This window comes from Marinicella pacifica, assembly GCF_014636635.1.
GTDB lineage: Bacteria > Pseudomonadota > Gammaproteobacteria > Xanthomonadales > Marinicellaceae > Marinicella > Marinicella pacifica.
Genome location: NZ_BMEO01000004.1, coordinates 84,197 through 106,674, shown reverse-complemented (window position 1 = coordinate 106,674; position 22,478 = coordinate 84,197). Strand labels below are relative to the sequence as shown.

Here is a 22,478-nt window from a genome sequence, read left to right as displayed (position 1 = left end):
AGAACCATGAATACCAATAAATTAACAACGAATTTTCAGCAGGCCTTGAGTGAAGCCCAATCCATTGCCGTGGGTCAAGATCATAATATGATTGAATCCGCGCATGTGCTTCAAGCCATGCTGCAACAACAAAACTCATCCCTGAAACACGTGCTGACAAAAGCCGGGGTGAACCTGAATCAACTGCAACAAGAGCTGGATAACACCATTAGCCTGATGCCGACCGTCAGTGGACCGGGTGATGTGGGTTTGTCCAATAACCTCAATCGGGTGCTGAATATCTGCGATAAGTTGGCGCAACAACGGGGTGATCAATACATCGCCTCGGAGTTGTTTGCTTTGGCTTTAATGCAATCGTCGGATACCACCGCACAACTACTAAAAAAAGCCGGTGCCAGTGAGCAAAATATTGCAGCGGCCATCGACAGCATCCGGGGTGGTGAACAAGTCAGCGATCAAGGGGCGGAAGAAAACCGCCAGGCGCTGGAAAAATACACCATTGACTTAACGGCCCGCGCTGAAGCGGCCAAGATCGACCCGATTATTGGCCGGGATGCCGAAATTCGCCGCACCATTCAGATTTTGCAACGCCGCACCAAGAACAATCCGGTGATTATCGGAGAACCCGGTGTCGGTAAAACCGCCATTGTCGAAGGTCTGGCCCAGCGCATTGTCAACAACGAAGTTCCCGAAGGTGTCAAAGGTAAGCGATTATTGTCTTTAGACCTCGGCGCTTTGATTGCCGGTGCCAAATACCGCGGTGAGTTCGAAGAACGGTTAAAAGCGTTGCTAAAAGACTTGAGCAAACAAGAAGGCCAGGTGATTTTATTTATCGACGAGCTACACACCATGGTCGGTGCCGGTGCCGCTGAAGGCGCCATGGATGCCGGCAATATGTTGAAACCGGCTTTAGCCCGGGGTGAATTGCATTGTATCGGTGCCACCACGCTGGATGAATACCGCGAGCACATTGAAAAAGACAAAGCCTTAGAGCGGCGTTTTCAAAAAGTCTTCGTTGATGAACCGTCGGTGGAAGACACCATTGCCATTTTGCGTGGCTTAAATGAACGTTACGAGGTGCATCATGCGGTGGAAATTACTGATCCCGCGATTATTGCCGCCGCCACCTTATCGCACCGTTATATCACCGATCGAAATTTGCCCGATAAAGCCATTGATTTAATGGATGAGGCGGCCAGTCGCATTCGCATGGAAATTGATTCCAAACCGGACAAAATGGACCGCGTGGAGCGGCGATTAATCCAGATGAAAATGGAACGCGAAACCTTACTGCGTGAAAAAGACAAAGGTTCTAAAAAACACCTTAAAGAACTGGATGAAAACATCGCCAAACTGGAGCGGGAGTATTCCGATTTAGAAGAAATCTGGACCTCCGAAAAAGCCGCGGTGCAGGGCACCACCCATTTAAAAGAATCCTTAGAAAAGGCCAAAGCGGACTTTGAAGCAGCAAAGCGGGCCGGCGACCTGGCCAAAATGTCTGAATTACAATACGGCACGATTCCAAAACTGGAAAAACAAATCGCCCAGGCCACCGATGTGGATATGAGCCAGTTTAAATTATTGCGCAATAAAGTCACCGAAAATGAAATTGCCGAAATCGTGTCCATGTGGACCGGTATTCCGGTAAACAAAATGATGGCCGGTGAAAAACAAAAGTTGCTGCAAATGGAAGAAAGCATTCATAAACGCCTGATTGGTCAGGATGAAGCGGTGGATGCGGTGGCCGATGCCATTCGCCGTTCCCGCGCCGGTTTATCTGACCCCAATCGCCCCACCGGTTCTTTCCTGTTTTTAGGGCCCACCGGTGTCGGTAAAACCGAACTGACCAAAGCCCTGGCTGAGTTTATGTTTGACACCGAAGACGCCATTATCCGCCTCGATATGTCGGAGTTTATGGAAAAGCATTCGGTGGCACGTTTAATCGGTGCGCCTCCCGGGTATGTTGGCTATGACCAAGGCGGTTATCTCACTGAAGCCGTACGGCGTAAACCGTATTCATTGATACTGTTGGATGAGGTGGAGAAAGCCCACCCCGATGTGTTCAATATCTTATTGCAGGTATTAGATGATGGCCGCTTAACCGATGGACAGGGCCGCACGGTGGACTTTAAAAACACCATTATTATCATGACATCGAATCTGGGTTCAGACGTCATTCAACAGAAAATCAACGACGATTACGAAGACATCAAGTCTGCAGTGATGGAAATTGTCGGCGGACATTTCAGGCCGGAATTTATTAACCGAGTCGATGACATTGTGGTGTTCCACCCACTGAAACAGGCACAAATTCGACAAATTGCCGGCCTGCAGGTCAATCGGGTTAAAAAACGCTTACTGGTGAAAGACATTAAACTCGAAGTCAGCGAAGCCGCGCTGGATTTTCTGGGTCGTGTCGGTTTTGATCCGGTCTATGGCGCGAGGCCTTTAAAACGGGCGATTCAGGATGAATTGGAAAACCCGCTGGCACAGAAACTGCTGGCCGGTGAAATTAACCCCGGCCAAACCATTCAGGTGGATGTGGCCGACCAACAACTGACCTTCCAGGTTCAGTAACCGTTCTTTAAAGAGACGTCCGATCCGGGCGTCTCTGTCTTAAACTTTTGTAAGACGCAAAGTTTGTCATCCTCGGGCTTTGACCCGAGGATCTCATGAAGATCTGTTAATTTTTAAATAGCACGAGAATTGACAGTCACTCTTGGATCTTCGTCCGAGAACGACCGAGTATAAAAACAGATTAAAAATTTTTACCAGTTAGTGAGAGGTTTTGTTTCCCTGTGGCACTTTATTCATAAAGCTTAAACGAATTACCAACTGGCTGAGATACTCGGGTGGACTACAGGCAGTTATTGTTCCAGACAGTCTCTGCATTCCTTGCATCCATGCAAATCGAAGTAGGTCCGTCACGATAAAATGGACGAGGTAGTGACCAAGTCCGATAATGACATTTTGTTATTATCGCAAGGTACGAAAACTGCTTGTAGGAAATTATTGACATGGGTTTCAGAATTTATGGACAGAAAAATCAATTACTCAGGCAGATAATACCGGACATGGATGACGACAAAGGATGGTTTGTTGCAATGATGCACAAAAGGAGCGATCCACGGAGGATCGAACGGTTATGAACAGGGAGTCATAACCGGGAAACGGATGTCCACTCTCGGGGTAATGGAAGAAGTCCTTGTGTTTGGGGCCTTCGCATATTGACCGCTGTCACTTCGGTGACGGTGGTTTTTTTTTGCTTTAAATAAAAGATGGGGGTTTTGAGTCGTGACGCAGTCACAGAAATGTATCTAATTATTTTATAATGCCCCCATGCGTGCTTTTCTTTTTCACTTTATTATTAAACTCAATGGTTTATTGTCCTTATCAGGCAGTCATCGACTGGCGCGGGGCTTGGCGGCTTTGGTGTGGCGGCTTTCGGCTAAGCAGCGGCGTATTGCTTTGACCAATATCCGATTGTGTTATCCGGATATGTCGGTTGAGCGGCAACAACAGCTGGCCAGATACAGTCTGGCTGAAACCCTGAAAGCGGTGTGTGAACTGGGGGTGGTGTGGCGGCGTTATCCGGATCAATTCCCGGGCTTAATTAAATCGGTTAAAGGCCAACATATTCTGGATGATGCCCTGGCGCAAGGCCGGGGCGTGCTTCTGGCGGCACCGCATTTTGGTAATTGGGAGGTGTTAAATCTATGGTTGTCACGCTATGATGATTTTGCTTTTTTGTATAAGCCGCCCGGTGATCCGAAAATTGAGCAGTTATTATTGAAATACCGTGGACAAGGCGGTGCCAAACAAATTACCGCTGATGGCAAAGGCGTTCGTACCATGCTGCAGCAACTCAAAGACAAAGGCATTATGGCGGTATTGCCCGATCAGCAACCCAAATCCGGTCAAGGTGTTTATGTAGATTTTATGGGCCACCCGGCTTATACCATGACCTTATTTTCTAAAATCGCGCAAAAAACCCGGGCGCCGGTGGTTCTGGCGGTGGCGGAACGGCAGACAGATGGTTTTGTGATTCATTTCAGGTCTGCCGATCCCGGTATTTACGCGCATACGCCACAATCGGTGGCTGCCTTAAACCGGGACATTGCCCGCCTGGTGGCTATTCATCCGGCACAATATCAGTGGACTTATAAACGCTTCAGTATTCAGCCATCCGGGCAAAATCCCTATCTGTTACCGGAGCAACCGTCAAATAAGTGATTCTTAGTTACTGATTACGGTTGACGATTGGTAATTCATTACGTTCCCAGATGACTTTGGGCTGTTGGGTGTTGGTCGGATATTGAATGTCGTAGAAGTTAATGTAACCATCTATTTGACCGTTAAATTCCATATTCAATTCTCCCACAGCTTCGGCATCAGGTTCAACCCAGGGGCAGTGATCACAAAAGGTTTTAAAATGGCCGGCGGTGAGGGTCGAATTGTCATTCAGACCGCTGGCGTAAGTCCAGTAGGGGTTGCCCTGGTTGTCGTATAAATAGCTGACAACGACCCGATAACGCCCTTCAGTGACCACCGATTGACCCCAGCCCGATTCGTTAGGGGTGTAGTAATGACCGGTGTGTTGGTTGATGGTGGCTTGGGTGTCCAGATGCTGATACTCAAATTTTTCTGCAAAAACCCGGCCGTCGATTTGTCGGTATTGTAAGGCGTGTTCTGCATCTAAAAAATAGGTGTGAGACCAACCCACCAGGTTGTTTTGTCGTTGACCGCTTGTAAACCCGCCCGGAAAATTCACCCGGCCGATGTCGTTGTAGAACAGGTTATGACCGGATTCGTCTTTATCGGCCACATACCACACCGGGTCGCCGTTGTTGTCACCGCTGTAGCGTGTGTACAGCAGCCGGTTATTATTCATCACATGGATATCGGTGCCATGTCCGGTTCTCCCGGGGTTCCACCACAGCCCGGTTTTGGGTTGAACGCTGTTGGCATCGTTCACAGAACAGCTGCTAACGGTCTGACACTGGCCAGATGTGGCCATGGGGATTTGAATAACGCTTTCTTGACCTGGGTTAAAACCTTCATCATAAATGGCTGCGAGCAAATCAATGCTGTGGTTTTGGCCACACTCGGCATCACTGTCCACTTCAAATTCTACAGAAATCTGGCGGGATTGGTTAGTGGTTAAGTTACCGGTTGCCACCACAGGGGTTACCAGCTCAATAAAGGTTTCCTGATTGGTTATGGGGTTGTGGTTTTTGTTGAAAAGACAAACGGATTGCCCTGCAGGGATGATGTTGGGTGTGTTACATCCCACCAATAAGGCATCATCCGCGTTGTGGTTTTGCATACCGATGCTGGCATAAGCGGTTTGGACAAAATTATCGGGATATTGAAAAACCCATTGGGAGGTTTCAGGGTAAAGTATGGCCTGAAAACGGGTGCTTTCTTTGGCATAAGTATCAATAATATCGGCACCGTGCCAGGTAAACACGTCACAGGCGTCGGTATCGGTTTCTGATTCACGGGGACAATCAGCAAAATATTTATGGTAGAAAGTTGAACCCTGTAAATCATCATGCAGCGGCGCAATCCGTCCACCTGAATCATAGTCTGCAGTGGCCGGCCAGGGACAATCATTACTATAATCCACACCTTCGGCATTGGGGTTGGTGCTGAGGTAACCGTTGGTGGATGCCACCAGTGTATTGACGGTTTGACCATAATGTTTAAACGGCGTGTTGAGTTGAATAACAGCGTTACCCATATCATCCGCATTGTAGTTAGCCCACTGTTTTACCCAGGGTTTGAGGTTGGCGGACTGGTTAATGTGAATGTATTGCAGATCACAGCTTTGAAAAGCATTGCCATCATTGTCCGTGGTCTGGTTGCCATAATTTAAGGCGGTTTTAAACATCAGGTAACTGTCTCGAGCGGTCATATCACCGACATTTTTGATGGTCAATAGTGCTTTCCAACGCTCACCCGGATCAATGTTATTATCGTTGTTGCCACAGACCTGAGATAAGGTGGGCTGGCCTTGAACCTGAATATCCGGTGACTCAACAATCACGGCACGGGAATCTACGGCCTGACAGCCACTGTCGTCCTTGACGGTCAGCGTTATATTGCCGACATAAGCCTCATGGTATTGGGTTTTGATGGTGGCGCCATGACCATTTATTTGACCGTCACCATTAATATCCCATTGATAACTGTAACCACCGCTGCCGCCTGAGACAGTGGCTGAAAATTCAGCGGTTTCCCCCACTTTAAGTGCGCTTGGAGGATTGATGGTCACCGACGGTGCTTCACAGCGGCCGGTGGTGTCTAAGGTCATTTGCCTGCTGTCTATGGGATCGAGCCAGTCTTTGAGTCGGTTTTCAGGGGTACTGCCTTTATCCCATGAATGGTAGAAACGACCGTACCAATCTGAAGAATTGTTTCCGCATGAAGCATAACCGCCATGGAGCTGGCCAACCAAATGGTAATTTTCATTCCATAATCCTGATCCGGACGATCCGCCTTCAGTGGTGCCGAGGTCCCAATCAACAACCCGTAAATGGGTTGACCCGCCGCCACTGTTTTGCAGATAACCGGTTATTTTGAGCGCATCATTTTCAAAGCTGATTCTTTTCGCATGGCCGGATGGATGATGAATCGCTACGGCACCATCAAACGCCGTGTCACTGCGGTCCCAGCCGGTGTATTGAATGTCATAGCTTGTTTGTGGCGTTTGATTCAATAATAACAAAGCAAAATCGCTCAAAGGATTATGTGCCACCAGGGTGGAGCCGGCTTGTCGTTGATTAAAAGTGCCATTGTTAATGGGTGTGCCGCTGCTGCCTGAACCCGGTGTGCGACAGGTTTGTGATTCGTAATTCCAGATAATATTGACCGAAGCCGCAACACTGTCTTGATCATTGCTGCTGCGGTCGGTGTAACCGCAATGGGATGCGGTTAAGAAATAGGGCTGGCCATTTTGTGCGGTGTTATTAATCAGTTGTCCGGTACAAACATAACCACCTTCTCCCGGAATCTGAAAACTGTATTGACCCACACTGCTGATTTCAGGCCGCCAGTTATCACCTTCGGGGCACGCCACATCCACATTACAGCTGCCGCTTTTCAGACTGTTTCCTGTCGGGTTTTTCCAATAGGCGTAAAATCCACGTGATACCTGGTCTATATTAAATGACAGATATTTTTGTTCGTTAGATTTAACGGTAAATGTCAGGTAGATATGGTCACCCGGCATATCACCCACCCAAAAGTAACCGTTTCGTGGATTATACCGATCGGAGTAAGGGCCGCGCAGGATACTTTTATCATTGTTGTAAACCCACAATTCGGCTGACGGCGGCAAGAAAAAGTCGCGCATACCCACATTTATACTGGTGGCATAATCGGCCGTAAGTTTTAGCGTGTACGCCATGAAACCATCGGCTTGGCGTGTCCAGTTGACTTGTTGAGCAGAGAGACCGGATTGTTTTAAGGTTTCTGATGGTGTGCTCAAGGCATATTTCAATGGGCCGTCGTTTTTAACGGAAGATTGTTTTAATGATGGCGACTCAACGGCCGGTAATTTAATGTGCTCAAAAGCCCATAAATTAAAACTGGTGATAATTAAAAAATATGAAAAGATTTTATTTTTCATGTTATTCGACCTCGTCGGTGGTTTCTTTTAACATCAACACCCGTTGACCCATTTTTTCGATGGCCCGTTTTTGTTTGTCGGCTTCGCGACCGGAGTCAAAAGGCCCGACCCGCACCCGGTGCCATAAGGTGTTATTAACATCAATGGTTTGAATATAGGCAATCTGTCCGCTGAAAGCAATTTTGGCTTTCAGGGCCTCGGCATCGGCTTTGTTTTTGAATGAGGCCACTTGTAAAATATACTGATAATTCTGATTTTTCTGCGCCGCTTCCCGGGCAATATCTTCTTTGGGAATCACCACTTCCATTTCCGGTAACACCGTATAAAAGTCATAATTATTGGCGCGTTTGGCCACATGCTCAGAGACATCTTCCACCGGTTGCTGGACAGTTTCATTAGGGGTGGGTTTGTCGGTATTTTTAACCGGCTCGGGCACCCAGCCGTTGGCATAGATAATAACGGCAAGCAACAAGCCGAATAAAACCCCGCTGGATAAAATAATCCAGCCGGGCACAGGACGTTTGCGTCCGGCGGTGCGGGCGGTTTTTTTGCGGGTGGTTTTGCGTTTAGTCATCGTGATCAAAATCCTCACTGTGCATTTCAGTCGGTGCTGATGAGCCGATCAGCGCCAAACCGTCAGCCAGAACATAACGTGTGGCCGAACATAAGTTTAACCGGGCATTGCGTAAATCTTCGTTATCGCCCTGAACTTTACAGTGTGCATAAAACTGGTGAAAAGCCTGTGCCAGGTCTTTGAGGTAATTGGCCAGGGTGTTCACCTGGTAACTGGTGGCCGCTTTGGCGATGGTTTCGGCGTACATCGACAATTGGCGAATCAGGGCTTTTTCGTGCTCACTGCTGAGAAGTTTTAAGTTGACCAGGCCAATTTCTTCATTATACGGCATATTCTGGGCATCCAGTTGTCTGAAAACACTGCATATACGGGCGTGGGCGTATTGAATATAAAACACCGGATTGTCTTTGGTCTGGCTTTTAGCCAGTTGTAAATCAAAGTCCAGGTGCTGATCATGGGAGCGCATCACATAAAAATAGCGTGCCGCATCCGTACCGACTTCATCCACCAGTGTTTTTAAGGTGATAAAGCTACCCGAGCGGGTACTCATTTTGAGTTTTTCTTTACCCTTAAATAAATTGGCAAACTGCACCAGCTGAATGTCCACCTTATCGGCGTCATAACCAAGGGCTTTGGCCGCGGCTTTTAAACGGCCGATATAGCCGTGGTGATCGGCACCAAAAATATAAATGGCGCGGTCATAGCCGCGTTCCATTTTATGCATGAGATAAGCCACATCAGAGGCAAAATAGGTTTTTTGACCATTTTCTCGCATCAAAACCCGGTCTTTGTCATCACCAAAATAGCTGGCATTAAACCACCAGGCACCATCTTTTTTATACACATGTTCGCCGTCTTTAAGACGTTGCATGGCGCGTTCAATCCAATCAGACTGATGCAGCTTTTTCTCGGAAAACCACTCATCAAAATAGACATTAAAATCCTCTAAATCCTCCTGAATGCCGCCCAGAATTTGTTTAAGTGCCATCTGGAATACTTTTTGATAATTGTCATTCAGCAAATTTTTGCTGTTTTGAATCACATCATCGATGTGCGCCTCTTTATCGCCGCCCTGGGATTCATCTTTGCTCACCTGATCAAATATTTGATTCACCTCAACGCGCAAATCATCACCAAACTTAGCCCGGATTTTGCGGGCAATGTCGACGATATAATCGCCTTGATAGCCGTTGTCAGGGAAGCGCAGCTGGTCACCACATAATTCCAGATAGCGCAGCCACACGGAGGTGGCCAGAATGTCCATTTGCCGGCCGTTGTCATTAACATAATATTCCGCATGTACCTTGAATCCGGATTTTTTTAGAATATTCACCAGACTGGATCCATAAGCTGCCCCACGTCCGTGACCCACATGCAGAGGACCGGTGGGATTGGCGGAGACAAATTCAACCGTTACATGTTGATCCTTACCGATGTCATTGGTGCCGAAATGTTCTTTGTGCTCAAGAATTTTTCGAATGATTTGTAAACGGCAATTTTCGGTCAAAGTGAAGTTAATAAAACCGGGTTTAACCGCTTCCACACCGCTGATGTGTTTGGACTGATTCATGGCCTCAACAATCATTTCGGCAATCGCCAGGGGCGGTTGTTTGAGTTGTTTTTGCAGCACCATGGCAATGTTTGAAGCATAATCTCCGTGCTCGGGATTGCGGGCGCGTTCCACATGTATCGGTGGCAATGAATCTAATTCAATGGCATCGCGTTGGGTTAAATGCTCTATGGCATTTTCAATCAATTCCTGAATATGACCGATCATTCTATAGGTTCCGGTGGGCTGAAAAGTGCACCATTTTAACACTTTGACACAGCTGTCACCATGTTAAAGTATTTACACAAGCATTATGTGTTGTGTTCTAAATCGCCAAAGCGGGTCGTGATGCGTGATTCTTTCTCCGAACATGACAAGCCTTTATCAATGTGGACCCAAGGACGTGCGCTTTAATCTGGTCAGTGGTGCATAAAACCGCTAAAATAGAACCCATGCCTATCCAAATATTACCCAATCAATTAATCGATCAAATTGCCGCCGGTGAAGTGGTGGAGCGACCGGCTTCGGTGGTCAAAGAACTGGTGGAAAATGCACTGGACGCCGGTGCCACACGGATTACCATTGATGTTCAAACCGGTGGTAAAAAAAGCATAAAAATCACTGACAACGGCCAGGGAATAGCTAAAAATGAATTGGCCTTGGCCATTGAGCGCCACGCCACCAGTAAAATTGATTCTTTGTATGATTTAGAACATCTGGGTTCTCTGGGTTTTCGCGGAGAAGCCTTGCCGAGTATTGCTTCAGTGAGTCGTTTTAAAATAACATCACAACAGGCTGAAGCGGATATGGCCTATTGTATTCGCAGCGACGGCGGCCAAATCAGCGGGCCTGAACCGGCATCACATCCACCCGGCACCACGGTAGAAGTCACCGATTTATTCTATAACACCCCGGCCAGACGCCGGTTTTTAAAAACCGACCGCACGGAATTTTTGCGTATTGATGAACTGATAAAACAATTGAGTTTGTCACGTTTTGATGTGGGTTTTCGTTTGGCGCATAACGGTCAAATAGTTCGTCACGCCCAGGCTGGCGATGATGAGCCTTTGATTCATCAGCGCATAAGCCAGCTCTGTGGTAAAGACTTTATGGAGCAGGCGCTGCATATTGAGCATCAGCGTGGCGATTTAAAAATTTCCGGCTGGGTGGCGAAACCCAACTGGAACCGTGCGCGGGCCGATCGCCAGTTCTTTTTTATTAACGGCCGTGTGATTAAGGATAAACTGGTGGCCCACGCCATCCGCCAGGCCTATCAGGATGTTTTATTTCATGGCCGTCACCCGGCTTTTGTGTTGTACTTGAACCTCAATCCTGAACTGGTGGATGTCAATGTCCATCCCACTAAACACGAAGTGCGTTTCCGTGACACCCGTCTGGTGCATGATTTTATTTTTGGTGCCATTCATCAGACCCTGGCACCGGCACGGATGCAGGAACAAACCCGCGCAACAGAATCCTCCGGCCAATCCTTTGAACCGACGCCGGTGCAAAACCGCATGGCTTTTGGCGGTGGTTACAGTGGTGGCCAGCGCAGTGGTTCAAGCCCCCAAAGTAGCCTTAACTATCTGCAGCAAATAGTTGCTAAAGACCGGCAAAGCCCGATGGCGGAAAATGCATATAATTATGCCAGTCAAAATAATCACAGCCCACATCAAAGTCTGCCTGATCAGGCACAGGATGAAGACATCCCGCCACTGGGCTACGCCAAAGCCCAGATTCACGGCGTCTTTATACTGGCCGAAAATAAACAGGGCCTGATTATTGTCGATATGCATGCCGCCCATGAGCGGATTTTGTATGAGCGGATGAAGCAGCGTTTTGCCGATGATCAGCTGAAAAACCAGAAATTACTGGTGCCGATTCAGCTCAATGTCAGTGCCCGTGAAGTGGCTGTGGTGGAAGAGCAGAGCGATTGGTTTTCACACCTGGGCTTTGAGATAACTGTCACCGGTGAAGAAAGTTTAACAGTGCGCAAAGTCCCGGCGATTCTGGCACAAGCTAATGTCGAAGAATTATTGAAAGATGTTTTATCTGAAATGGTGGCGCTGGGTACCAGCACAAAAATTGAAGCCGCCATCAATGAAATTCTCTCGACCATGGCTTGCCATGGTTCGGTGCGGGCCAATCACCAATTAACCTTAATGGAAATGAACGCCTTATTACGGGACATGGAAAACACCCTGCGCTCAGATCAATGTAACCACGGCCGACCCACCTGGACGCAACTGGATATGAAACAACTGGATAAGTTATTTTTGCGTGGTCAATAGCATGCTCACTGAGCCATCGCAACAACCCGCTATTTTTCTGATGGGTCCCACTGCTGCCGGTAAAACCGAGGCCGCCATTCGCCTGCATGAACAGCACCGGGCCGATATTATTTCGGTGGATTCAGCGCTGGTGTACCGCGGTATGGATATCGGTACCGCTAAGCCCGATGTAAAGACCTTACAGCGAGCGCCTCATGCCCTGATTGATATTCGTGAGCCGTGGCAGCCGTATTCGGCCTCAGATTTTCAGGATGATGCCAAAGCGTTGATGCAACAAAGCTGGCAGAACAATCGTATTCCGCTTCTGGCCGGTGGTACCATGTTGTACTATAAGGCCTTGCAGCAAGGACTCTCATCACTGCCGTCAGCCGATGAAAGCATCCGCGCTGACATCGCCCGACAGGCGGCTGAAAAAGGCTGGCCGGCTCTGCATCAACGCTTACAAGAAATTGATCCGGACAGTGCCGAACGGATTCATGCCAATGACAGTCAGCGTTTAAGCCGGGCGTTAGAAGTCTATGAAATCACCGGTCAAACCCTAACCGAACTGTATGCCCAGGACAGCGAACAAAGTTTAGCGGCCAAACCATTAAAAATAATTATTGCGCCCAAAGACCGCGCGGTCCTACATCAGCGCATTGAACAACGTTTTAAGCAAATGTTAAATCAGGGTTTTTTAGATGAAGTTAAAGCTTTACTGGCTGATGAGCGCAATCACGCCGATTTACCGGCCATGCGCTCAGTGGGCTATCGCCAGGCCATCGAGCACCTCAACGGCGAAACAGATTACGATGCGTTTGTTTTTAAAGGCATTGTCGCCACTCGCCAGTTGGCCAAACGGCAAATCACCTGGTTGCGTAAAGAACGCGATGCCATCTGGCTGGATCCGACCAAACGTGATTACTTACAAACACTGGATCAACGGGTCGGGGAATACGTATTATGATTGCATTAATTCAGCGGGTCAAACAGGCTCAAGTCGATGTAAACGGCGAAACTATTGGTCAAATTGGTCAAGGCATCCTGGCGTTAATTGGCGTTGAAAAAGACGACGGCGAACAACATGCCGATGCTTTGTTGCGAAAAATAATCAGTTATCGAATTTTTAGCGATGACAATGGTAAGATGAATTTATCCCTGAATGACATCGAAGGTGAATTACTGCTGGTGTCGCAATTCACATTGGTCGCTAACACCCAAAAAGGCCTGAGGCCGAGTTTCTCATCCGGTGCCTCACCCGCAGATGGTGAACGCTTGTTTAATTATTTATGTCAACAAGCCCGAAAAACCGAACTCAAAATTGCCACCGGCGAATTTGCCGCCGATATGCAGGTGTCGTTAGTGAATGACGGTCCGGTGACGTTCTGGCTGCAGAGTTGAGTTAATAGAGGCCTCTAGAAGTTTATTTAAGGTTTGATGAAAAGCTACGCTTTTGTTTACTTCTTGAACTCGCCTACATGGAGGTCGGTGTATCGCGTTAAATTGGACTTGGTAGCGATTGGGCATCCGGGTCAAACCCGAATGCGTCGCGGTAAATAATTTAAGTTTAAAAATTTGCGACGTCTTCGGGCACCGACCCGGAGACCCAATATGCGCAGCATATAAAAGCGAAGCTTTTCATAATTAGGACTTATCTACCTAAATCGCTTCCGACCGAATATCAATTTTATTATGCAAGGTCCGATGCACCGGACAACGGTCGGCGATTTCCATCAGCCGCGCGCGTTGCTCATCATCTAATTCATCACCGACAATCTTAATCTGCCGACTTATGACATCAATTTTTGCAGACTTATTATCACAATCTTCACAGTCTTCAGCATGTTCGCGGCTGTGCTGTAAAGTCACAATGCAATCTTTAAGTGGCCAGTCTTTATGATTGGCATACATCCGTAGGGTCATCACGGTGCAGGCACCCAATGCCGCCAGTAAATGAGCATAGGGATCAGGACCGCGATTATCGCCACCGACTTTTTCCGGTTCATCGGCCAGCCAGCTGTGGTTGTCGGTGGACACACGACAGGTGAATTTGTGGTTGTCTTCTTGCACCTGAACCTGGCCTGCTGATAGATCCCGATTGCCTTGTTCTGAGGTGGTCGGTTTAGGTTTGGCGGCGGTTTTACCGATAAACTTAGCCACAAAACCACTGATGATACCGGCGGCATAATCCACATCTTCCTGCCGGGTTAATAGATGATCGGCACCGTCAAGGCCAAAAAAGCTTTTCGGGTGCTTGGCGGCTTTAAAAATTTTGGCCGCTTCATCAATCGATACCACGGTGTCAATCGGTGAATGCATCACCAGCAAGGCCTTTTTTAACCGGCCAATATGTTCCGTACCATGTTTTTCCCAGTCTTCGATAAACTGTTTTTTAATGTTAAAGGGGCGGCCGCTGATGTTCACCTGCGCTGAGCCCTGGGCTTCAATTTCGGGTATTTTGTTGTCAATTAAATGGGCAATGTGATCAGCTTCAGCCGGAGAAGCAATGGTCACCAGGGCTTCGGCTTCGGGGATTTTGTCGGCTGCACTGAGTACGGCCGTGCCACCAAAAGAATGACCAATCACAACCTGCGGTGCCTGGTATTCGTCGCGCAGAAAATTGGCTGCGGCAATTAGGTCCTCCACATTAGAACTGAAATTGGTGTTGGCAAATTCACCATCTGATCCGCCCAGACCGGTGAAATCAAAACGTAAAACAGCAAAACCCAAAGCAGCCAAAGCCCTGGAAATGTAAGAAGCGGCTTTAACGTCTTTGCCGCAGGTAAAACAATGGGCAAACAGGACATAAGCTTTGGGTTTTTCCGGCCGTGTTAATAAACCGACCAGTTCGCCCTGACTGCCCTGAAAAGTGACTTTAATATGTTTTTCAGACATGGTGCTTGTTCTGGTTGAAATGTAAAGAGTTTACTGAATATGGTGGCGCTTTGCCAGTGCCCGGGCTTTTGAACGCTGTTGGATAAACTGATACAGAGGCCGCCAGCTGATGAGAATTAAAGCCAGCCAAATACCGCCAAATGCCACCCGATGACCAAAGGTGAAATCCTCACCATATAAATACACCGCAATCATAAAACTGATACTCGGTGCAATGTATTGCATAAAGCCGATAATCACCAGGGTCAGCTTTTTGGCGGCATAATTAAAGCCAATCAGTGGCAGAACCGTCACCAGCCCTGCCAGGATTAAAAACAGCCAGGTGGTGCCGGTAAAAGTATGATCGGGATGTTGATGCATGACCAGTAGATAGACAGTGGACGGTAAGGCCCAGATCGCGGTTTCCCAAAATAAACCGATCAAAGGTCTGACATCTAACCGTTTACGGACCAAACCATAAAACCCAAAGGATAAAGCCAACGCCAGCGACACCCACGGCGCCTGTCTCAGATACAGACCTAAAAAGAGGGTCGAAGCGCAGGCCAGTATTAAACTCAAGGTTTGCCATTTGTTTAAGCGCTCGCCCAAAAACAACAGGCCCAAAAACACATTCACCAAGGGGTTAATAAAATAACCCAATGAGGTGGCGAGAATTTGGTCATGAGTTACCGCCCAGACAAATATCAGCCAATTACCCACTACCAAAGCACCGCTCAATAATAAGCCCAGCATCAGTTGTCGGTTGAGCTTAAGTACCGCCCATAAATGGCGTTCACGAATCGCCAGAAACAACAATAAAAACAAACCGCCCCAAACCACCCGATGCGCGATAATGGTCAACGCCGGCACATGTTGAATAAACTTAAAGAAAATCGGCACAAAGCCCCAAAAAGTAAAACAAAATATCGCCGCGGCAAAGCCTTTTTGTTGGTCAGTCATGTCAGGTTACAAGGAGAATAAATTAAATGGTTTAATCGAGACATTTAAGCATAATTAGTTACCTGTCCGAAAAAAATTTAAAAGGGTATTGTTTTTATCAATAATAGTTATGCAAGCATGAAGCAAGGATAATTAATAGTGTGACACTGGTCACGTTTAAATGCGGGTAAATTGATTTAAATGTACATGTGCCTAAGGGTGCGAAAAAACCAACCTAAAGCATTCATTTTTATGAGATAAGAAATAAATGCTTTGACTTTATGAAAAGTTAACACGAAAATAGTCAAGAATTAGTGCTCAAAGGTACTGATGACCATATAGTGGACCTTATTTATGCGTCATACTTTTGTTAAGATTTTGTAAAAAAAGATAAAATGTGTCTTTTTTTTACAAAATTAAAGTGTTAGTATGTGCAATGTAGGGAATCTATATAGATGCAATTTTTTTGAGTTAACTCATGGATAACAATTTGGAGAACAATTAGATGAAAATGAAACGTAATCCTATTTCTAATGCTGTGTATAAAGCATTATTGACAGGTTTTGTTGCTTCTTCTGCGTTAGGTACTGCGGCTTTAGCCCAGCAGGACACTGATGATGATCAAAGCGTTGAAGAGCAAGGCAAAATTACTGTAACAGGTTCACGGATTAAACGTTCTGACGTAGAAGGCGCTTTGCCAGTTACCGTCATTACACGTGAACAACTTGAATTAAGTGGTGAGTCCAACGCGGCTGACTATATTCGAAATTTAACTTTTAACAGTTCTGGATCTTACAGACCACAATCCGGTAATGCAGCGCAAGGTGAGAGTAATGTATCTTTAAGAGGTCTGGGTTCAAGCAGAACATTGGTTTTGGTTGATGGCCGTCGTTTACCTAAGTCACCAACCACAGGTTCAAGTCAGAACTTAAGTGTCATTCCAATGGGTGCCATTGAACGTATTGAAGTATTGACAGACGGTGCTTCTGCGGTATACGGTTCAGATGCCATTGGTGGTGTTATTAACATTATCACCCGTACTGATTTCCAAGGTGCTGAAATCATGTTAGGTGGTTATGAGGTTTCAATTCCTAACAAAGGTGGCGAACGCGAAGAAGGTTCAATTTTATTTGGTACATCTTCTGATACAACCAACGTTCTGGCCGGTGTTTCCTGGAATGACCGTGAGATTGTATTTGGTCGAGATTATCCTTGGGTCTCTCAGGGTGCTTCTGTGTACGGTAATAGTTTCACGACCTTTAATCCAGTGTCGATAGATGACTTAAACTGGACCACTTTAGCTTGTGATTTTCCTGGAACTGGATTTTTCACTGTTCCAAATAGTAACTCATTGACCGGCGAACGCTGTGCCTATGATTTTAACCTGACGGCTGCTAATGATGCGTCGACAGAAAATAAATCATTCTATGCCAGAGCCAAGCATCAAGTTAACGATAACTGGTCTGTGTGGGCAAACACAACATTTACCCAGGCAGAATCATTTGGTCGTTATGCACCGGTTCCTGATTCTAACAGCCCATATGCTGATGGTAGCGGTGTTTTAATGCCGGCAGATAGTCCGAATAACCCAACCAACCCCAATTCACCTATCTATGATCCTAATTTAGGCTTAAGCCCACAAGGTATCTGGTGGTGGCACCGGTTTGATGCATTGGGTAATCGTGACACCACGCATAAAACACAAATGTTGGATATGGAGATTGGTACCACCGGTCAGATCGGAGTGGCAGAAGTAGAATTTGGTGTCAGAACCACTGATAACAGAACAGATGATATCGGTAAGAACTATTTGTTAAGATCTGTGGCTGATGCACTTATTGCCGATGGTAGCTACTTACTTTATGATCCATACAGCACACCACAAGATGTTCTTAATCAGATGAAAATTACCATTTTCAGAAACACCAAATACGATCAAGACGAGTATTTTGGTTCTGTGGCTTTCGATATGTTTGAGCTGGCTGATGGGCCTGGTCAATTCTTTATCGGTGCAGAGTATCGTGAAGAAAAATATTTAGATCAATACGATCCACAATCTGAGTCAGGCATGGTTGGTGGTTCTGCTGGTAACTCAGCGGGTGGTAATCGTGACGTAACTTCGGTATTCTTTGAAACTTTGTTGCCTGTTTATGATGGGTTTGAAATTAGTTTAGCTGGTCGTTATGATGATTATTCGGATTTTGGTGATAATTTCTCACCTAAGGCATCTTTCCGCTGGCAACCGATTGATAACTTAACCTTAAGAGCTTCTTACGGTCAAGGTTTCCGCGCACCAACTTTGGATGTTTTAACACAAAAAACCTCTTTCTCTGCAGCTTTCTTGCGTGATGAGCGAACTTGTGTAAACCAAGGTCAGCCAGCAGACTGTGAAGTACAGGTCACTGCCTATATTCAATCAAATCCTGATTTGATGCCAGAAGAATCTGATCAGTACACCTTTGGTTTTGCTTATGAGCCATTAGATTGGATGAACTTCACTTTGGATTATTGGAATATTGAAATTGATAACCGTATCAAGTATTTCGGTGTCCCAACCATTGTAAGTGCTCAAGAAAATGGTGATCCATTACCAGCTGGTTTAGGTTGTGAAAGAGCGCCGAATGGTTCTGTTTCAGTTTGTTATGCCGGTTATGGTAACGAAGGTTTTATCGAATCCTCAGGTATCGACTTTAATATGCGTGTTAACTATGATCTGTTTGGTGGAACTATGTCGAGCAATCTACAGGTTTCACACTTATTAGATCAATCTGTTGATGGTGGACGTGATTTAGTTGAAAGCCCGGGTACACCTGCTAACAGAGCTGTATTGCAAAATCTGTTTGGATACGGTGACTGGAGTTTTGCCTACAATATTAACTATATTGGATCGCAAGACGAAGACGCAGTTAGTGAGGCTGTGGGATCATGGACTACGCATGATGTACAGTTAAATTACCACACTCCTTGGAATGGTAAGATCACTTTAGGTGCTAACAACGTTGGTGAAAAATACCCACCAATCGGTCAGGGCTTCTTAGATGGTCAGGATTATGACTATAATCTTTACAATGGCTTCGGTCGTGTTACCTACCTGAGATATACCCAAACTTTCTAAACGAAGTTTGATATTAGTGTTAAAAGGGCGTACTTCGGTACGCCTTTTTTATTTATAGATACAATTATTATGTCTAAAAGTAACCATTGGTCAGAATATTGGAAGTCAGGCGTACAAACATCACTGCCATCAGATTTTAAAAAAAATTATGATGGAGAAATATATGCCTTCTGGGAAGGTCGGGTTGACGATTTATCATCAGGCGATCATGTTCTCGATGTATGTACGGGTAATGGTGCCGTAGCTTTAATCATTTCAGAAATCGCATTACAACAAAATAAAAGTATAAAGATTACAGCGATAGATATCAGTGAGATTAATACAGAATTTATTCAAAAAAACGTGGCTCAGAAAGTGTGGTCGCAGATTGACTTTATCAGTCATTGTCCACTTGCCGATATTGCAAAACATGTTGATGATAAATATCAGCTTGTGGTGAGCCAATATGGACTTGAATACACTGACTTAAATATAACGGCTGAAGTCATATTTAATCTTATCCAATTTGGTGGTGAGTTAGCATTTATTTCTCATAGTGTTGATAGTGATGTATTCAAGTATATGCAAACTGAACAGTCAATTTATCAATGGCTTTCTGATATAGGTATTATTTCCACTTTAAGTGATTTTATTGGCGCTCGAATAAGTGCTAATGGCTTAAAAAATACACTATTATCCATTGTGGAAAAGAATCAACCGCCCATTAATTTCCATGGTCAAACTTTGTTAATACACTGGCAAAAAATGTTGACCATGCTTATCAAAAACAATAATCATACAATAAAAAACGAAAAAGATAATCTTAAAAAGTTTATAGAGGCACATAAAGCTGCCAAATTACGGGCTGATGACGTGGTTCAGGTCGGTCAAAAACTATCCGATAAAAAATGGAATCAAGAAATATCCTCGGTAGGTTTTAGATGCCTCGAAGATAAGCCAATTATCTATCAAGGAACCAATGTGGCAGGTCATTCATATCGATATATTAAATAAACGGTTTTTTAATTTGAATATATGCTTGATAGAATTTTTTGTTTTAAATTTAGTAATAATTATGAATTTTATTTCGATGGCGTTTTTTCTTTTTTTAGTTTCGGCTTGTACCCATAATCCAAATGATGTGGTTGCAGTTGATAAAGGTGGTAAGAGGTTCTATACAGATGATCATGCTGCTAAAGCATTAGCACAAGGTGATGACGAATCAGTAGTGTGCGAACGTCGTGTTATCACAGGGTCTCATCGTGTAACACGAGTTTGTACGACTAAGCAACAGAAGCAAAAAGAACGAGAAGAAAGTCGAGAATTGCACGATAGAATAAGGTCAAATGCAATAAACCAGCGCATGGGAGAAAAAAATAATTAAATTATTAAATCCTATGCTTATGAACTCGGTTATATACCGGGTTTTTTTATTTCAATAATTGTCTAATCAACCGGTCAATAATTATTTTTTGATTCGCTGTTTTCATCCGGTTGGCTTTAACGATGGCTTTTAAGGATTTGAGTGCCTCTTCGAAGTCATCATTGACCACCAGATAGTCGGCTTTGTCGTGGTGTTTGAGTTCACTGATGGCTTTGTCCATGCGATGAGAAATAACTTCGTCTGAATCCTGACCACGATTGGTGAGGCGTTGCTTTAAGGCTTCTATGCTCGGAGGCAAGATAAATATACTGATGGCTTCAGGGAAGCGGGCTTTAATTTGCTCAGCACCTTGCCAGTCAATTTCTAAAACAACATCATGGCCTTCATCCAGCATTTTTTGTACCGCGTCCTGTGAGGTGCCGTATAAATTACCGAATACTTCGGCTGATTCCATAAAAACACCGGCCAGCTGCATCTGTTTAAATTTATCGGTGTCAATAAAATGGTAATTATAACCATCGATTTCTTTGTCACGTGGCGGTCTTGTGGTGTGTGAAATAGAGAGTTTGAGGTGATTGGTGTCCCGCACCAGGGCATTGACCAGGGATGTTTTGCCGGTGCCGGAGGGGGCTGAAACAATAAATAATGTGCCGGTTAATGCAAGATTACTCATGGTTTTTCCTTATTCGATGTTTTGAATTTGTTCACGCATTTGTTCAATCACCACCTTCAGTTCTATGCCTGCTTTTGAGGTCGTGACCGATGCCGACTTGGAGGCAATGGTGTTGGCCTCTCGATTAAGTTCCTGCATCAGAAAATCCATGCGCCGTCCCACCGGTTCATCTAATTGCAAAACCCGCTGAAATTCAGTGACATGCGCATCCAGACGATCGAGTTCCTCTGCAATGTCGATTTTTTGCAGCTGCAAAGCCAGTTCCTGTTCAAAGCGTTCGGGCTGGGCTTGAATGTCGAGATCAGCCAGGCGTTGTTGCATTTTATCGTATAAACACTGGTTGATGGCCGGCACTTGTTTGCGTATGTCAGCGGTTATGGAAGTGAGTTGTGCTAATTTATCGGTCAAAACAGTGTGCATTGCCCGGCCTTCCCGTTGTCTGGATGCGACCAATTCAGCCAGGGTTTGTTCCATTAATGCATGCGTGGCAGATTGTAACTGTGAGGTGTCGGCCGGTTCTTCAATGATCACATCCGGCCATTGCATAAAATGCGGTAATTGCAGCACATCGGCCGTGCCTAAGGTTTTGTTGATGTCGGTGACACAATGTTGTAACTGATCCAGTAAAGCATGGTTCACTTTAAGACGATTGAGTGCCATCGACTCACCGGGGTAAAAATTTAAAAATACCAGTACCTTGCCCCGAGCAAGATTTTTTTCGATGGTTTTGCGCAGGGCATGTTCAGCAGAGCGCAGGAAATCGGGGCATTTGATGGTGATGTCAAGAAATCGCTGATTGACAGATTTAATCTCACAGGTCAGGCGGCCCAAATCCGTGTCAAGTGATTGTGCCGCAAAGGCGGTCATAGACTGCATAGTTGTTTTTGTTTTTTAAAAAAGTTCATTATAAGTGACAATGTTCCTGAAAGTCACTTAATCGCCAATTGGAATCATCAATCCAATGGTGAATTGTGCATCCCCAAAACCGTCCTGACCGGGCAATTTTGAGTTGTTACTGTCTAATCGGCTGCGGGCTTCTAAGCGAATGCGGGCACCGTTACCGACAAAATACCAAGAGCCGCCCACAGCCAGATTGACAATCAGGTCATTGCGTTGGTTATCGGGAAAACGGGCATCAGCACGAATACCACCCACACCCACCAGAAAATAGGGTTTCCACAAGGGGTCATGGTTGGTGTAGATTAGGTTCATGGTGGCGCTGTAATGCTTGAGATCGAAATCCATATCAAAATCATATTCATCCCGCATCAACTCCAGTTCCATGCCCCATTTGTCATTAAAATGTTTGCCCACACGAATATCAAACACATGGGCTTCGTTCAGGCGCAAATCATCGTCAGGGATGACCACGCCAAAATTGGGGTTCCAGTACCAACGATAATCCACAGCGTCGTACAGACCTGAATGTCCGGTTTCGGTTTGAGCCGAAGATGATAAGGTGATAACCATCAGTATGATGCTAAGGCA

Annotated in this window: 16 protein-coding genes; 8 read left to right on the top strand and 8 right to left on the bottom strand. The window is 45.7% G+C overall.

From position 1 onward, the window contains the following. The first annotated feature begins 6 nt into the window (after positions 1-6). Together clpB and IEV16_RS06220 are read left to right on the top strand one after the other, a co-directional pair. Positions 7-2,577 carry an ATP-dependent chaperone ClpB gene (clpB, locus tag IEV16_RS06225; RefSeq protein ID WP_188364821.1) on the top strand — a complete coding sequence of 857 codons (2,571 nt, stop codon included), beginning with the start codon at positions 7-9 and terminating at the stop codon, positions 2,575-2,577. Positions 2,578-3,339: 762 nt separating this feature from the next. Next, a complete protein-coding gene (locus IEV16_RS06220) occupies positions 3,340-4,233 on the top strand; it encodes a lysophospholipid acyltransferase family protein (RefSeq protein WP_188364820.1) in 894 nt (297 codons plus the stop codon). 7 nt (positions 4,234-4,240) lie between these two features. On the opposite strand, the gene IEV16_RS06215 is transcribed toward IEV16_RS06220, so the two are convergent. The 3 genes from IEV16_RS06215 to argS are packed head-to-tail and all read right to left on the bottom strand — an operon-like array spanning position 4,241 to position 9,984. Then, positions 4,241-7,633 (bottom strand): PKD domain-containing protein, encoded by a 3,393-nt coding sequence (locus IEV16_RS06215; RefSeq protein ID WP_188364819.1) that lies wholly within the window; start codon positions 7,631-7,633, stop codon positions 4,241-4,243. Between the two features lies 1 nt (position 7,634). Beyond that, positions 7,635-8,207: an SPOR domain-containing protein gene (locus IEV16_RS06210; RefSeq protein WP_188364818.1), complete on the bottom strand. Its 573-nt coding sequence runs from the start codon at positions 8,205-8,207 to the stop codon at positions 7,635-7,637. After that, positions 8,200-9,984, bottom strand: coding sequence for an arginine--tRNA ligase (gene argS, locus IEV16_RS06205; protein WP_188364817.1), 1,785 nt, complete (start codon positions 9,982-9,984; stop codon positions 8,200-8,202). The genes IEV16_RS06210 and argS overlap by 8 nt, the downstream gene beginning before the upstream one ends. Positions 9,985-10,208: 224 nt before the next feature. On the opposite strand from argS, the gene mutL reads away from it, so the two are divergent. The 3 genes from mutL to dtd are packed head-to-tail and all read left to right on the top strand — an operon-like array spanning position 10,209 to position 13,427. Further along, positions 10,209-12,047 carry a DNA mismatch repair endonuclease MutL gene (gene mutL / locus IEV16_RS06200; RefSeq protein WP_188364816.1) on the top strand — a complete coding sequence of 613 codons (1,839 nt, stop codon included), beginning with the start codon at positions 10,209-10,211 and terminating at the stop codon, positions 12,045-12,047. A gap of 1 nt (position 12,048) precedes the next feature. Next, a complete protein-coding gene (miaA, locus tag IEV16_RS06195; protein WP_188364815.1) occupies positions 12,049-12,993 on the top strand; it encodes a tRNA (adenosine(37)-N6)-dimethylallyltransferase MiaA in 945 nt (314 codons plus the stop codon). Further along, positions 12,990-13,427 (top strand): D-aminoacyl-tRNA deacylase, encoded by a 438-nt coding sequence (gene dtd / locus IEV16_RS06190; protein WP_188364814.1) that lies wholly within the window; start codon positions 12,990-12,992, stop codon positions 13,425-13,427. Before miaA ends, dtd begins: the two co-directional genes overlap by 4 nt. Positions 13,428-13,685: 258 nt before the next feature. Here dtd and IEV16_RS06185 read toward each other — a convergent pair whose 3' ends face one another. Continuing rightward, positions 13,686-14,921: a bifunctional alpha/beta hydrolase/OsmC family protein gene (locus IEV16_RS06185; RefSeq protein ID WP_188364813.1), complete on the bottom strand. Its 1,236-nt coding sequence runs from the start codon at positions 14,919-14,921 to the stop codon at positions 13,686-13,688. Positions 14,922-14,951: 30 nt separating this feature from the next. Beyond that, positions 14,952-15,860 (bottom strand): EamA family transporter RarD, encoded by a 909-nt coding sequence (gene rarD, locus IEV16_RS06180; RefSeq protein ID WP_188364812.1) that lies wholly within the window; start codon positions 15,858-15,860, stop codon positions 14,952-14,954. Between the two features lie 484 nt (positions 15,861-16,344). Here rarD and IEV16_RS06175 point away from each other — a divergent pair, with 484 nt between their 5' ends. The 3 genes from IEV16_RS06175 (at position 16,345) to IEV16_RS06165 (ending at position 20,317) form a co-directional block, all read left to right on the top strand. Beyond that, entirely contained in the window at positions 16,345-18,954 is a 2,610-nt protein-coding gene (locus tag IEV16_RS06175; RefSeq protein ID WP_229728267.1) for a TonB-dependent receptor plug domain-containing protein, read from the top strand. A gap of 69 nt (positions 18,955-19,023) precedes the next feature. Further along, positions 19,024-19,947 (top strand): methyltransferase domain-containing protein, encoded by a 924-nt coding sequence (locus IEV16_RS06170; protein WP_188364811.1) that lies wholly within the window; start codon positions 19,024-19,026, stop codon positions 19,945-19,947. Next, complete coding sequence (locus IEV16_RS06165; protein WP_188364810.1) at positions 19,913-20,317, top strand: hypothetical protein; 405 nt, start codon at positions 19,913-19,915, stop codon at positions 20,315-20,317. Before IEV16_RS06170 ends, IEV16_RS06165 begins: the two co-directional genes overlap by 35 nt. A 46-nt stretch (positions 20,318-20,363) precedes the next feature. Here IEV16_RS06165 and gmk read toward each other — a convergent pair whose 3' ends face one another. From gmk to IEV16_RS06150, 3 genes are read right to left on the bottom strand one after another with little or no spacing between them, the layout of a single operon-like run. Continuing rightward, positions 20,364-20,990: a guanylate kinase gene (gene gmk / locus IEV16_RS06160; RefSeq protein WP_188364809.1), complete on the bottom strand. Its 627-nt coding sequence runs from the start codon at positions 20,988-20,990 to the stop codon at positions 20,364-20,366. 9 nt (positions 20,991-20,999) lie between these two features. Beyond that, positions 21,000-21,866: a YicC/YloC family endoribonuclease gene (locus IEV16_RS06155; RefSeq protein ID WP_188364808.1), complete on the bottom strand. Its 867-nt coding sequence runs from the start codon at positions 21,864-21,866 to the stop codon at positions 21,000-21,002. Between the two features lie 57 nt (positions 21,867-21,923). Further along, positions 21,924-22,460 (bottom strand): outer membrane beta-barrel protein, encoded by a 537-nt coding sequence (locus IEV16_RS06150; RefSeq protein ID WP_188364807.1) that lies wholly within the window; start codon positions 22,458-22,460, stop codon positions 21,924-21,926. Positions 22,461-22,478: the final 18 nt, after the last annotated feature.